This window comes from Ruegeria sp. CL6, from assembly GCF_056536465.1.
Map to the genome: position 1 here is coordinate 680890 of NZ_JBQFPR010000002.1, position 12319 is coordinate 693208.

The 12319-nt window shown below is 56.9% G+C and carries 15 protein-coding genes and 1 tRNA gene; 12 read left to right on the top strand and 4 right to left on the bottom strand.

Annotated features, from left to right (window positions below; genetic code table 11):
- Positions 1-22 precede the first annotated feature (22 nt).
- Positions 23-589: a hypothetical protein gene (locus ACR0LH_RS08240; RefSeq protein ID WP_170562205.1), complete on the top strand. Its 567-nt coding sequence runs from the start codon at positions 23-25 to the stop codon at positions 587-589.
- 4 nt (positions 590-593) lie between these two features.
- Here the strand turns inward: ACR0LH_RS08240 and ACR0LH_RS08245 are convergent, their stop codons facing one another.
- The 4 genes from ACR0LH_RS08245 to rlmB form a co-directional block, all read right to left on the bottom strand.
- Positions 594-1064, bottom strand: coding sequence for a CoA-binding protein (locus tag ACR0LH_RS08245; RefSeq protein ID WP_480720471.1), 471 nt, complete (start codon positions 1062-1064; stop codon positions 594-596).
- Positions 1065-1263: 199 nt separating this feature from the next.
- Positions 1264-1713, bottom strand: coding sequence for a YHS domain-containing (seleno)protein (locus ACR0LH_RS08250; protein WP_480720473.1), 450 nt, complete (start codon positions 1711-1713; stop codon positions 1264-1266).
- Between the two features lie 108 nt (positions 1714-1821).
- A complete protein-coding gene (locus tag ACR0LH_RS08255) occupies positions 1822-2133 on the bottom strand; it encodes a hypothetical protein (protein WP_170647576.1) in 312 nt (103 codons plus the stop codon).
- A complete protein-coding gene (gene rlmB / locus ACR0LH_RS08260) occupies positions 2114-2887 on the bottom strand; it encodes a 23S rRNA (guanosine(2251)-2'-O)-methyltransferase RlmB (RefSeq protein WP_480720475.1) in 774 nt (257 codons plus the stop codon). The genes ACR0LH_RS08255 and rlmB overlap by 20 nt, the downstream gene beginning before the upstream one ends.
- A 116-nt stretch (positions 2888-3003) precedes the next feature.
- On the opposite strand from rlmB, the gene ACR0LH_RS08265 reads away from it, so the two are divergent.
- The 11 genes from ACR0LH_RS08265 (at position 3004) to ACR0LH_RS08315 (ending at position 12127) form a co-directional block, all read left to right on the top strand.
- Positions 3004-3087, top strand: a tRNA-Tyr gene (locus ACR0LH_RS08265).
- Positions 3088-3305: 218 nt separating this feature from the next.
- Positions 3306-3824, top strand: coding sequence for a hypothetical protein (locus ACR0LH_RS08270; protein ID WP_480720476.1), 519 nt, complete (start codon positions 3306-3308; stop codon positions 3822-3824).
- Entirely contained in the window at positions 3821-5221 is a 1401-nt protein-coding gene (locus ACR0LH_RS08275) for a tyrosine-type recombinase/integrase (protein WP_480720477.1), read from the top strand. Before ACR0LH_RS08270 ends, ACR0LH_RS08275 begins: the two co-directional genes overlap by 4 nt.
- Positions 5218-5667: a hypothetical protein gene (locus tag ACR0LH_RS08280; protein ID WP_480720478.1), complete on the top strand. Its 450-nt coding sequence runs from the start codon at positions 5218-5220 to the stop codon at positions 5665-5667. The genes ACR0LH_RS08275 and ACR0LH_RS08280 overlap by 4 nt, the downstream gene beginning before the upstream one ends.
- An 83-nt stretch (positions 5668-5750) precedes the next feature.
- Positions 5751-5990 (top strand): hypothetical protein, encoded by a 240-nt coding sequence (locus ACR0LH_RS08285; RefSeq protein ID WP_480720479.1) that lies wholly within the window; start codon positions 5751-5753, stop codon positions 5988-5990.
- 51 nt (positions 5991-6041) lie between these two features.
- Positions 6042-6611: a hypothetical protein gene (locus ACR0LH_RS08290; RefSeq protein WP_480720480.1), complete on the top strand. Its 570-nt coding sequence runs from the start codon at positions 6042-6044 to the stop codon at positions 6609-6611.
- Positions 6612-6742: 131 nt separating this feature from the next.
- Positions 6743-7318 carry a hypothetical protein gene (locus ACR0LH_RS08295; protein ID WP_480720481.1) on the top strand — a complete coding sequence of 192 codons (576 nt, stop codon included), beginning with the start codon at positions 6743-6745 and terminating at the stop codon, positions 7316-7318.
- Positions 7315-8202 carry a bifunctional DNA primase/polymerase gene (locus ACR0LH_RS08300; protein ID WP_480720482.1) on the top strand — a complete coding sequence of 296 codons (888 nt, stop codon included), beginning with the start codon at positions 7315-7317 and terminating at the stop codon, positions 8200-8202. Before ACR0LH_RS08295 ends, ACR0LH_RS08300 begins: the two co-directional genes overlap by 4 nt.
- Positions 8203-8307: 105 nt before the next feature.
- Positions 8308-10212 (top strand): hypothetical protein, encoded by a 1905-nt coding sequence (locus tag ACR0LH_RS08305; protein ID WP_480720483.1) that lies wholly within the window; start codon positions 8308-8310, stop codon positions 10210-10212.
- Between the two features lie 2 nt (positions 10213-10214).
- Positions 10215-11543, top strand: a complete 1329-nt coding sequence (locus ACR0LH_RS08310; RefSeq protein ID WP_480720484.1) for a hypothetical protein — start codon at positions 10215-10217, stop codon at positions 11541-11543.
- Between the two features lie 59 nt (positions 11544-11602).
- Positions 11603-12127 carry a hypothetical protein gene (locus ACR0LH_RS08315; protein ID WP_170620463.1) on the top strand — a complete coding sequence of 175 codons (525 nt, stop codon included), beginning with the start codon at positions 11603-11605 and terminating at the stop codon, positions 12125-12127.
- The last annotated feature ends 192 nt before the right edge of the window (positions 12128-12319 follow it).

Genomic DNA, 12319 nt, shown 5'->3' on the forward strand with positions numbered 1-12319 from the left:
TTCACGGATTGAAGGCGCGGACATGATCAAAGCTTTGGGGTTTGTATTTGCGCTTGCGATACTGGGCGCCTGTTCGGTCGCCCCGCCGTCAACCGGAGACGAGGTTCAGCGGCTGGCGTCCGAAATTCGCAGCCTTGGCCCTGACATCGACCCCGAAGAAGCAGACCGTGCGGCGCGTATCGCCTATTCCTACACCGCGCAGTTGGTACAAGAATACGAAATCACGGACCCTCCGCTGATACACAATGCCAAGGTCAACAAGGGGCTACGCCCTCGCGGGTTGTGCTGGCACTGGGCTGAAGACATCGAGCGGCGGCTGGATCAGGAAGGCTTTCAAACGCTGGAAATGCATCGCGCTATCGCCAATGCGGACAATCCGTTCCGTATCGACCACAGCACCGCGATCATCAGCCGCAAAGGTGAAACCATGTACGATGGCGTCGTTCTGGACCCATGGCGGTACGGTGGAACCTTATTCTGGTCGCCATTGCCGGAAGATACGAAATACGAATGGGTGCCGCGCGAAATCGTACTTGAACAGCGGCGGCTAGAGCAGGTCGCGCGGCTGAAGCCCCTGCCCGACGGTTAAACCTTCAGAGCTTGGACGATATCACCCCGGTCGCAAAGCCGCCCATGCGAAGCTCTCCGAACAGGCGTTGATATTCGATTTTCGGGCAACGATTCATTACAACATCAACGCCGCGCGCTTCGGCTACTGCGGCGGCTTCAGGGTTTTCCACGCCGATCTGCATCCAGATTGTGCGCAAGTTTGGAAACGCTTTCAGCGCCTCATCAACGATTGGCGGAACAGCTTCTGAACGTCGGAAAATATCCACCATGTCTACCGGCCCGGAAATATCCGACAGCGAAGCGCGCACCGTCTCACCGAACAACATTTTGCCTGCGTGCCCCGGATTGACAGGGATCACCTTGTATCCCTTTAGCGATAGGTAACGCGCCACATAGTAGCTGGGACGGACCGGATTCATCGAAACGCCAACCACGGCGATCGACTTGGTTCGCTGCAGAATGTCTTTCAGAAACGCATCGGTATAGTCAGTCATGCGGCCACCCTATTCGGACCACACAAAAGAAAAAAGCGCTCAGATCGAAATCTGAGCGCCAGTTGTTGGAACGAGGGACAGTGAAATGACCCGCGGCAGTTCCGCTCCGCGGTCACTGTGACATTTAGGCATAAGTTTTCAGAAAAAAAGAGGTCGCGCTCATTTTTGTGATGACACGTCAAAAGAGGCGGGAATTCGCCTACTGATCATAAAGAACGGCAGGCCAATATGACTCGGCCATACGGATATATTCCGGGGCATCACTGTTCCAAATAAGTTCAATCTCAGGCGAATGGGTCAGGTAAAGGCGGCCATCGACCACTTGCCATAGGTTCGGGTCCGTACTGACCAATTGCCCCTGCGCCATTGCATATGCGCAGTACCCGCCAAACTGAGGGGCATAGGCCCGCGGGTTCATCTCAAATGCATCCCGATTCTCGGCTGACACAAAGTGCCACTCGGCCCCTTTCCACATCACAGAGAATTCGGGCAAACCTTGAACGGGTGTTCCGCCATTGAAATAGGAAACCGCATCGTAGCCCGCCATAGCTGCACCGCCCGTCTCGAAAAAGACGGGCATGTCCTGCGCATAGGCAGCCGGGGCAAAAACAGCAGCGGCGATCGCGCCAAGAAGGAAACGTCGGTTCATCGTCATCAAGTCACGTTTTGAGAGTCAGGGTATCAAATTGCAATTTTTCTTTGCATCTGGAACCCCCATTAACGTGGTTGTGATCAGGCGCGACGCGAAAACAGCCGATCAATCAAAGATATCTTCAATCACGTCCCAGGCTTCGTCCAGAACGCGAGAGAAAACACCCTTTTTCTTCTTCTTTTTGTTCTTGTAAGGGCGATGATATTTTGCGTTATCCCGCGTAGGCTTGCTTTCCGACAGTTTGCGCTTGGGCACCATTTTCAAGTCGTGCAGCGGGGCGCCACAGCTTGAACAACTCAGCTCATGACGCTGCTTCCCTTTGAGAACCAGCGCCGCGCGGGTTCCGCAATAGCAGCAGGTGGCGATTTTCGAGGGCGTGGAAATGGTGCTCTCCTGTTTATCTGTGCCTTGAGGCATATAGGGCAATCGCGGCCGCATTTGAGACGTTCAGAGAACCAAACCCGCCCGCTGCGTCGATTTTCACCAGGTGATCAACGGTTTCCTTGGTCTTTTGGCGCAGGCCCGGCCCCTCAGCCCCAAGCACCAGCGCCACTGGTTGATCCAGTTTGCCGTCCAAAGTGGCCTCGATGGTAAGATCCGCTTCGCCGTCCAGACCCAGCACCAGAAAGCCCATATCCTGCAACGCGACTATAGCATCGGCCAGATTGCGAACACGCAGGTAGGGCTGCCTTTCCAGCGCACCACTGGCGGTTTTTGCAAGCGCCCCCGTTTCCGGGGCCGAATGATGGCGCGTTCCGATAACCGCGCTGGCCCCGAGCACTTCGGCCGAGCGTAGAATCGCCCCGACATTGTGCGGGTCTGTCACGCGGTCCAGCAGGATAACGCGCGGGTGTTCGCGCCCGATGCAGTTCTCGGCCAGCCCACCCCAATCCAGCGGCTTTACCTCTAACGCCGCGCCCTGATGCACGGACCCCGGATCAATCGGAGCGGTGAATTTGCGCGGATCGACCATCTCGGGATCAATCCCTGCAAACTCAATGGCTTCGGCCAATTTGTCCCGCGCGTTGCGGGTCACTATCAAGCGCAGCTTCTGCCGTTCTGGGTTCATCAAGGCATCGCGTACAGCGTGCAGTCCGAACAGCCAGACGGTTTCGGACGCCGCAGCTTTGCGCGCCTGTTCCTTTTCAACGACCCACTTGGGTTTTTTCATTTCTTGGGCCTCCGGGCCGGGAAATCGGTTTCCTGCGCCAAAGCGATATTTTCCTGTTGACGCTCCTTTAAGGCGCTAGTAATCACGCCTCCACGTCAGGTGCAACGCCTGACAGTGGGCGACAGGCCGCAAGGTGTGGCAGGGGACTGTAACTCCCTCGCGGAGACGCACGCCTGGTTCGATTCCAGGGTCGCCCACCACTACCAATCCACCAACAAAATATAGCTCATTTGCCTGCCTTTCGGTGATCGCGGCGATTACACCGTGTATCCACCATTTCCACACCAATACCCCTGAATGCGCGTCGACGACTTTCTCAGTCTGGGCAAAGTCTGGAAAAGTATTATGTTCATTTAAGTGACCCAGGGTGCTGTAACACCCTGAGTCGTCCACCCGTCCTGCTGAAAGGAAAGACGGAATGAACGCTGACACTATAGCTTTTGATGGCACCAATCATCTACTCCAAAACATCAACCCGATTGTCGATGGGCTGGTCGGCCACCTCATAACGGGCAAGCCCGCTGTTGACCGCACAATGGATGCTCACCGGGATTTTTTACTTGGGAAGGCGGTCGAGCCACTGCCCAAGGATGAACTAGACGGTTTTACCCAACATCAATCGCGAGTGCTGAATTACGACAACGCTCTCAACCAGGTCGTCGATGTTGACCTGCCAGCCAGCCGATTTCGCACCTATTGCATCGACACGGAGGGCAAACCCGTCTTTTTCGGCTCACTGACGAACATCGTGCAACTCAAAAAGACGCTGGAGCCATACGCGCAGCCGAAACGGTGGAACGGCGACTTGTGGGAGCTGTTTCCAGTCATCCAATCTCAGGACGACGACCCTATCACCGACCTGCTGCACCTGGCCGCAATCCGCATCGACTTTGACAAGGCACGCGAGCGCCGCGCTGCGTTGGAGGAGAGCAGATGAACAAACGCAAGACACAAGGCCAGCGCGATGCCATCGACCTGCTCTATCAGGCTCACGATATGGTCAGGGGACCGCTCAGGACTGCCATTGCAGCCGCTATCGAGGTCGGAGAACAGGGCAATGCGACCGACCTTAACAACCTGTCATACGACCAGCTACGACCCGGTCACAAACTCACTGACCCCAAACGGCCCGGCCTGGTTATGCGACACGGGAAGCTGGATGGTCGCCGGTGGGTTTTCCGCACCACCGAGCCGATGACACGACACCAGATTGAGGTGCCGATGGGCAGCTACCCGGGTGTCACCATCGCTCAGGCCAGAGAGATGTGGCGACAACTGCGCGACCTGCGCAGGGATGCAAACGCAAAGTTTACCGAGGTGGTCGATGGCAAGCCGAGGCCGATGCACGCCGACAAGCTTCTTGGCAATGAGCCGAATGACCAGGTGATGACCATCGAGCGGCTGGTGCGCAGATACATCGAGGACTACGCCAAAAAGGTTAAGCGATCGTGGACCGTCGACGAACGGCTGCTGGACAAACACATCGTGCCAAAGCTCGGCAAACAGGCGGTATCAGGGGTCGAGGCTAAGGACATCACCCAGATTGTGCACTCGCTCCACGACCGGGCACCTCGGGAAGCCGAGAAACTACTGGCTTGCTTGTCCACTATGTTCAATGTGGCCAAAGGCAAGACGCGCAAAATCAAGATAGCCGAGCCGTGGTTGCCCGAGGACATTGCCAACCCGATGTCGGGGGTGCCACCTCTGCCCTCACGCAAGGTCGATGCTTACAAGCCGACAATCGACGAGGTGCGCCGCTACTATGACAACCTCGACGAACTCGGCGAACTCAATGCTGATGCGTTGCGGCTGCAAACACTGACCGCGACCCGCATCAGTGAGACAGTAGACCTACCGTGGTCGGAGATTGACCTGGAGTGTGCGCGGTGGACGCTGCCAGCCGAGCGCGCCAAGAACGGCACCGAGCACATCATCCTGATGCCTACGCAGGCGGTCGAGATATTGAAGCGTCGTCGTGAAGCTGACCCAGACGGTGTCTGGGTTTTCCCGTCTGCAAAATATCCCGACGAGCATATGTCGGCGGAGACTGTGGCCAAAGCGTTGTCAGCCGGTCGAGGAACACTGGAAATCAACAAACGGTTTGTATCTCATTCTGTAAGACATGCCGCAACGACCTGGTTTGCCGAGAACCTGATACCCATCGAGGTCCGGGACCGTGTGCTGAACCACCTGCCACCCTCGACCCGTGTCGACAGCACCTATAATGGTGCGGCGCTGAACCAGCCCGCAGCGACTGCCTGGCAGCGGTGGGCCGACGCGATCGTTGGTAATGAGAGCGCGGATGTTGTGAGCCTTGACGGTGCGCGTGCATGACTGTGCGCAAACCCTGGAGCGGGGTGGTCGTTGTCGATGTCACTGACAAGACAACCAACCAGAAAGCCGAGGACATACTCCGCGACATCATCGCAGCCGACGCACCAGCCATTTGCAACGGCGAGATGACCGCTGCGCAGCGAGCGTCAGAGTTTGAGCGTCTTTTCCGCTATCAGAAAGGTGTCGACGAGCTGGTGCGTGAGACGGAGGCTGCACGACGGGCGGCCGGTGGCAAGGCCAAGGCAGCGGTGCGGAAGGCAGAGCAGGAACGGTTCTGGCAAAACTGGCGCGAAACTTACCAGAGGCTGGTCGACAACGGCAAAGCGCGTGAGGCCATTAGCATTATCGAAAACCTTATGATTGCAGCTCAGGCAATCCCGCCGGGTAGCGACAGAGTTCCTAGCAAAGCGACTATTCGACGGAAACTTATACGGAATAAAAATTAAAGTTGCAGCTGCTAAGCAGCTGCAAACACCTACCTAACCAACTACGCCAAAGTGCACTTCATCAACAGCCGATGGAGAGCACTTTGCAATTTGATAACTATGGACTACCCGCCCAAGATGGCGGCAAATTCGGCCACCGCGACTGGTCAATCCGCGAGCTGTATCACGCAGCTGGCTGGTCGGAGAATTTCATCTACGGACTTATCCGGTCAGGCGAGATTACGGCTTACAAGCGTGGTCGCGTCACGTCGATTGTGGGTCGGTCGGTTGACGACTACCGTGCGCGCAATGCCATCCAGCCGCAGACGGATGACGCGGCGTGAAGCAGCTATTCGGCACCTGCGACCTCCAGAGCCAGATTCGGGAGGTTTTCAATGACTGACCCCGCAATGGTTAAATCTGGCCACGACCGCATAGAGAACGACGCCTACGACACGTTAGAGGCCAAATGGCTGGTCAAGGCCCTGAAACGGGCCTACGGTCTTCCTGCGGTGGCCTGGGAGCCTCACGCGGGCAAGGGTGACCTGGTCGATGCCCTGAAAAACGAGTCGGTGGCGGTTTACGCCTCCGACAAGACGCCGCGCCGCCACGATGTGCTGGAGCGGAATTTCTTTGATTATCGGCAGGTTCCGTCAGGTCAGATTCGCGGAATCGTAATGAATCCGCCTTATGACGATTTGGACAATCACGTCGAACACGCGCTGTTCCTGATGGCGCAGGTCAAAGGGACGGTGGCGCTGCTGGCACGGGCTGAATGGTCCTATGCCAAGTCACGGGCGCACCTGTTCAAGTTCGATGCCTTCGCAGCCAAGGTCGAGCTTTCAACCCGACCGCGTTGGTTCGCTGATGGCAGCGGTAGTCCGCGGCACAACTTCGCTTGGTATATTTGGGACTTTATCAAGCCACCAAAACAGAAACCCGTCATCACCTGGGGGGTGAAGTGATGGAAGTCGCTGTCATCGACGACGACCAGCGCAAACACCACGAAATGCGCCTGCGACGGCTTAAGGAAAAACGAAAGAGGTCGCGCGCAGCTGACTCGCGACACGCGACCCCAATCCAAAGGACAATTGAGATGAAACCGACAATATCAGATGACACCCGCAAAGTCATCGACGAGGTCTGGCCTGACAGAGCCAAGAACACCAACGACCTGGGCTGGTCTGGGCCGCTGACGCTGGAACTGACCGGCAAAGAGAAAGCGCCCGTGGTCCTGGAGGCTGGCGAGCATATGCTCCGCGTCGTCGGGGCCAGAGGACAAATCACCCGCAACCGCGCGCAGCTGGAGCAGCTAGACCTCAAGACATTTGAAGGCGAAAGCGTCGACGCGGCTCCGCTGGTTGTCGGTGTCACGCCTGGCAAGGCAGACAGCAGTCATGCACGGCAGTTTGTCGAGCGCAACCTAGGGGCACTGACCGCCATCATCAACGCTTGTGGCCTGGGCCACAAACTACCTGGCCTGGTCGCTCCTGTTCTGGATGAACTGATGGGTCGTGAGGCGCTGTTTACGCTTGGTTGTGAACAACGACAAGACAGGGTGCAGAACACCATCCTGAGCGCACGGGCATTGTCAGCTGACAACCCTGCCAATGCTGAAACCTCTGACTCCAGTCCCGACGAGTCAGACGATGTCATCGGTATGGCTCTATGAGTGCGCACAAAGAGACCCCGGCCCGCTTTGGTGAAGTCGCGACGACACTATGGCAACGCGGCTATCGGCCCATCCGTCTCAAACCGGACACCAAAATTGCCTATCTGAAGGGGTGGAGCAATCGCAACGAAACTCAGTGGACGCAAAACGCACTGACAAGGCAGATAAAAGCGAGCGGAGACGACGCTTGCGGCATCGCAGTCCAGAAGGAATTGTGCGTGCTCGACATCGACATCCTTGACCCTGCCGTCAATCAAGAGGTTGTCGGGCTGGCCAACGAATTACTCGGTGTAACCTCGCTTGTGCGAACCGGCAACGCACCAAAGCAGGTGCAGGTCAGGCGGTCAGACGGCTCCACAAGGTCCAGGAAGGCCCACCCGCTGGAGGTCTTCAGCGGCTCGGGCCAGGTGGCCGTGTTCGGTTTTCACCAGAAGGCCGGACGGCCTTACCTGTGGCCAGAGCAGTCATTGCTGGATGTGAATGCCACCGACCCGTCAATCCCGATTGTCAGCGGTGCCCAGGTCGATGCGTTTATGGTCGCTGCTGAGCCTATACTGCGCGAACTGCGCGCCGAGATGGCAGCTAAGCGGGGGCATCGTCTGAGCAAGTCAAGGAGTGTCGGGTCGTGGCCTGCGCGGTGGAAAGAACTCGCTGCTATGGGGCCGACGCGGGCGGCATTGACCATCGCCCAGGAGGCCGTGGCTATCGGGTCGGGGCGGCACGACGCGTTCTTTTACCTGGCTAACCAGTGGGTGCGAGAGGGTAAGTCGCCCGACGAGCTGATTTATCTACTGGAGCGGGCCGCGCCCGCCCTGCTGGCTCATACCGACAAAGGTGATGACTACTCAGGCAGGGTCGTCGGTTTCGCCCTGGACAACTGCTGACGCGGGCTTGTCGCCGATAACAAGCCGTGTCTGGAACGGCAGGCGGCTCAGACCAACACAACATCAAAAGCAGAGGGATGATACATCCCTCGAAAGGAAATTGAGATGCAAACCGAAAGCGAACAGCTGGACGCGTTGCTTGGCTCCGTTCTGGGCGAACCGGATGTGCGAGTTGACGGTGCGGACGCTCTGCTGGCCATCGACACACAAGACGAGGCGACAGAGGAAAACCCATACACCGCTGGCTCGATAAAAACAGCCGCTGATATGCTTGCGATATTTGAGGAGCGGGTCGGTCGTGGCGATGCTGACCTGCTCCAGGAAATGTCGATGGTCGCTGAGATACTGGCCACCAAAGACGACATCTCCGGGTTATACGACTTGATGCACGCCAGTGTTGCTGCCGCAGGGTGGGCAACCACCAAAGAGGCGTTCGTGGACGGGTTAACGAGCGAAATCGAGTCTCGCAGGGCAAACGAGGCGGCTGCGCAAACCGACGAAGACGAGGAGGCACCGAGACTGGCAGCGGTCGACAAAGTGCTCCAGATTGCGAACCAACACACCCTCTATACCGACCCCGGCGGGGAGGCTTACGCAGATTGTGTCGTCAACGGGCACAACGAAACTTTTCGTGTGGGTGGCAAGCAATACAAGGAACTGCTGGCTGGCTTGTATCTGCACCAGACAGGCAGGGCTGTAGTGCCAACGACCCTCGATAACGCTGTTCATACTATCAAGGCACTCTCCAAGCACGGCGACGGTGTCACCGCTCCGCAAGTCCACGAGGTGTATGTGCGATGCGGTCGTCACGGCCAAGACATTTACTTAGACCTTGGCACACCTGACTGGGAGATTGTGAGAGCCACGGCATCAGGGTGGGACATCATCTCGTATGATGTGTGCCCTTGCAAATTTGTTCGGTCGTCTGGAGCGAAAGAACTGCCAACACCCGTGCGTGGCGGGTCGGTCGACGACCTAAAGAAACTGATAAGGTTTCAGGCCGAGAACGACTTCCTTTTGACGGTCGCGTGGCTTCACGCAACGCTCAAACCCGAGGGGCCGTTTCCCATACTGGCAATCTCGGGCGCGCACGGAGCCAGCAAAACCGGGTCAACGCGCTCCTTGCGAAAACTGGTCGACAACCACTCGCCACTGGATGTTGTCTTTCCCAAAAAAACCGAAGACCTGATGATTGCGGCTAAGCACCAGCGCGTTGTGGCCTATGATAACGTCAGTTTCGTCAGCGAGGACCAAAGCGATGCGCTTTGCAGGCTGGCGACTGGTGGCGGATTGTCAAAGCGGGCGCTCTACACGGACGACGACGAAGCAACAATCGAGGTAAAGCGCCCGGTCTTGCTGAACGGAATTAACGAGCTGTTCGTCCGTGAAGACCTGGCCGACCGGATGTTGTCGATAGAGCTGCCCAGGATACCGGACAAAGAACGGAAGACCGAAGCGGCGATGGAAGCGAGGTTTGACCGCCTGGCTGGTGGCATCCTTGGTGGCCTGCTGGACGGGGTCGTCGCTGGTTTGAAGCACGGACCTAACCTCAAATTGCCAATGCTGCCGAGAATGGCCGACTTCGCGTCCTGGGCCGCTGCCTGCTCGCTGGCCACCAACAACAAGCCCGACGCCTTCCTGGATGCCTATACGGAGAACCAGGGCGAGGTGCTGGCTGGGGTGCTGGAGAACAATCCGGTCGCGGGGGCGATAGTCGCTGTTCTGCACGACCCCAACGGACCATCAGTGCTGACCGGGTCGTCGAGCGAGCTCAAACGACACCTGGAAGGGCTGCTGGTCGATGACGGCAAAGGCAATAAAGTGTTCTTGGTCAACAAAACCGCACGAGGATGGCCGAAAGCGCCCAACGCGTTTAGCAGCGCCCTCGCACGAGCCAAACCGCTTTTGGGCCACAACGGCATCTATGTCGGTGGGGGGAGACGGAGCAAAAAAGACCGTGTCAGACGGCATGTTTTGAAGCTGGTAATCCCTAAGCCGAAGGTGCCGTAGTCGTGGCTGCGGCGAAAACGATAGAGGCGAACGGTCGCGAACGATGGGTGAACGAGGATTTTCGGGGGTCATCGTTCTACCTTAAAAAATTGTTTTTAAAAGCTATTTTTAGAAAAAGCGAACGATGCGAACGATGTTTTCGCGAAACCTTTTATTTAAAGCCTGAAAAAGACCTCAATTTTTACACAGACGACCGCTGTGTAATTAAAACTAACGACTTCAAAGACTTAAGAATTACACAGGAGTCGTTGATATTTGACGGTGCAGCTGTCGGTTTCTGGGTGTCTAAAAAAGAGTTTGCCGAAAACATCGTTCGCATCGCCCGCCTATCTGTATTAACCCTTTACTATCTTGGACTTAAGGTAGAACGACACCCCCTCACAAACATCGTTCGGACATCGTTCGCATCGTTCAACCCCCAAAACCAACGTGGAGACCCGGTTATGACCCTAACCGACCCAGAACTGTATGACGTGCGAACTGAGCGCGTCGAGATGGAAACCGACGGGCCTTATGGCGCGTTCGCCGACCCTTCAGTGCCCCTGCCGCCACTCGACAACCCGCAGTCCCTGTTATCACCGATGGTCGCTGTTCACGCCGCGCTGGCGAGCTGTATGCCAGGGGCACAGCAACACCGCGTGACCGCCTTCAACACAGGTAGGAAGTGGAAGCACCCCCGCCCTACTCCAATGCCCCCGCTTAACATTCGGACAGTCCGAAAGAAAGTCGACCGGCTCAAGGTCGTGGTCCGTGAACACCAACCCGACTTCGCGCCCTACCTGTCGGTTCTGGATGCTGATGTCAGGGCACTGGAGCGGTTATTCCTGACGACGACCAAACCATCCGGCACGGCAATACTTCGGGCACGCAACCTTTGTCGCTGCTCACTGCTGCGTCTCGCTTGTCTGGCAGTCGGTGTCCGGCACGGCTCGATCGTCCTCTACAAATCCGACCAGGTCGGCGTTGTCAGGTTTCCCCCGGTCAGAAAGATGCTGGAGATGCCCAGGATAACAGCAACCGCAATGTCGGTCGAGGGCGGTGCGCTCGATGCACCCGGCGTCTGGCAACGGATTTACGCAGTGGCAAAGCGCCAGGGAAAGCTGGACCACTACGGCTATATGCGTGGCACATACGAACAGTTAATCAAACCCCTGCGTTGGCACACCACAAACAGCGTCAGTATGGGTGTCAGGGGGGTTATGGCCAACCTCGTCGGTTTCGGTGCTGATGCAACCCTACCCCTTGAGACGCGGATGCTACTCGGCCCGGATTGCGCGTGGGATGTTGTCGAGGCCATGGCTAGGACGCACCCACCCAAGCACCTGCTTTGAGGCTTTTGTGGTTGTCAGGTATCCTCGGCAACGACGAACACACCAGCGGAAACCAGATTATGTCGTTTATCGAGGAACTCGCCAGGAAGTCAGGACGACCACCAAACTATTTCTCAAGGCCGTTCTTTGAGCAATTGCGATACATCCAACACCAGGACACCCTCGACATCCCTGCCCAGAGGGTCGCCGACTGGATACGCGTCAACGGACAACGATTTGCTTATCTGAAAGTCGAGCGCGACAAAGGTCAGAGGAAACTGAGATACGAATACGAGCTTTTGTCGGCTCCAGACGATGGGTCGCTTGTCGGGATGGTCATTGAGTCATCTGAGGCGTTGTCGACTGTCGGTGCGTTCCTGGTGTTCTGCTCTGCGTTCGACAAACTTGCAGCCGAGGTCGGAATAGCACCGAGGATGTTGCGCGAAGAACTGAACTCCGGCGGCTATCTCAGGCGCGACAAAAACAGGCTGACCCTGTCGTTGACTCCGTCGCCTGTATCCAAAATTCCACCGGAGGCGGGGCCGCGCGCTCGCAGGGCTGTTAGCATCAAGGGTCGTCTGCTTGACGACCACCCACCGATTTAGGGGTCACGCAGGAAAAACTCATCCGCTGCGAATTTTAGCTAAACTGGGATTAGTCTAGTAGCAGAGATTGAAGTTGCGACATTTCGATTGGCGTAGCCACCAAGCTGATGAAGTCGAACTTAATTCCACAAACTCGAAAAGTGACTCTTTTTTGAGATAGATTCCGGGCCAGGTAAAATTTCACTGGCCCCG

What these genes read in the sequence shown, in the direction of transcription:
- ACR0LH_RS08240 (WP_170562205.1), top strand. Translation starts at nt 23, where the DNA reads ATGATCAAAGCTTTGGGGTTTGTATTTGCGCTTGCGATACTGGGCGCC.
- ACR0LH_RS08245 (WP_480720471.1), bottom strand. Translation starts at nt 1,064, where the DNA reads ATGACTGACTATACCGATGCGTTTCTGAAAGACATTCTGCAGCGAACC.
- ACR0LH_RS08250 (WP_480720473.1), bottom strand. Translation starts at nt 1,713, where the DNA reads ATGAACCGACGTTTCCTTCTTGGCGCGATCGCCGCTGCTGTTTTTGCC.
- ACR0LH_RS08255 (WP_170647576.1), bottom strand. Translation starts at nt 2,133, where the DNA reads ATGCCTCAAGGCACAGATAAACAGGAGAGCACCATTTCCACGCCCTCG.
- rlmB (WP_480720475.1), bottom strand. Translation starts at nt 2,887, where the DNA reads ATGAAAAAACCCAAGTGGGTCGTTGAAAAGGAACAGGCGCGCAAAGCT.
- ACR0LH_RS08270 (WP_480720476.1), top strand. Translation starts at nt 3,306, where the DNA reads ATGAACGCTGACACTATAGCTTTTGATGGCACCAATCATCTACTCCAA.
- ACR0LH_RS08275 (WP_480720477.1), top strand. Translation starts at nt 3,821, where the DNA reads ATGAACAAACGCAAGACACAAGGCCAGCGCGATGCCATCGACCTGCTC.
- ACR0LH_RS08280 (WP_480720478.1), top strand. Translation starts at nt 5,218, where the DNA reads ATGACTGTGCGCAAACCCTGGAGCGGGGTGGTCGTTGTCGATGTCACT.
- ACR0LH_RS08290 (WP_480720480.1), top strand. Translation starts at nt 6,042, where the DNA reads ATGACTGACCCCGCAATGGTTAAATCTGGCCACGACCGCATAGAGAAC.
- ACR0LH_RS08295 (WP_480720481.1), top strand. Translation starts at nt 6,743, where the DNA reads ATGAAACCGACAATATCAGATGACACCCGCAAAGTCATCGACGAGGTC.
- ACR0LH_RS08300 (WP_480720482.1), top strand. Translation starts at nt 7,315, where the DNA reads ATGAGTGCGCACAAAGAGACCCCGGCCCGCTTTGGTGAAGTCGCGACG.
- ACR0LH_RS08305 (WP_480720483.1), top strand. Translation starts at nt 8,308, where the DNA reads ATGCAAACCGAAAGCGAACAGCTGGACGCGTTGCTTGGCTCCGTTCTG.
- ACR0LH_RS08315 (WP_170620463.1), top strand. Translation starts at nt 11,603, where the DNA reads ATGTCGTTTATCGAGGAACTCGCCAGGAAGTCAGGACGACCACCAAAC.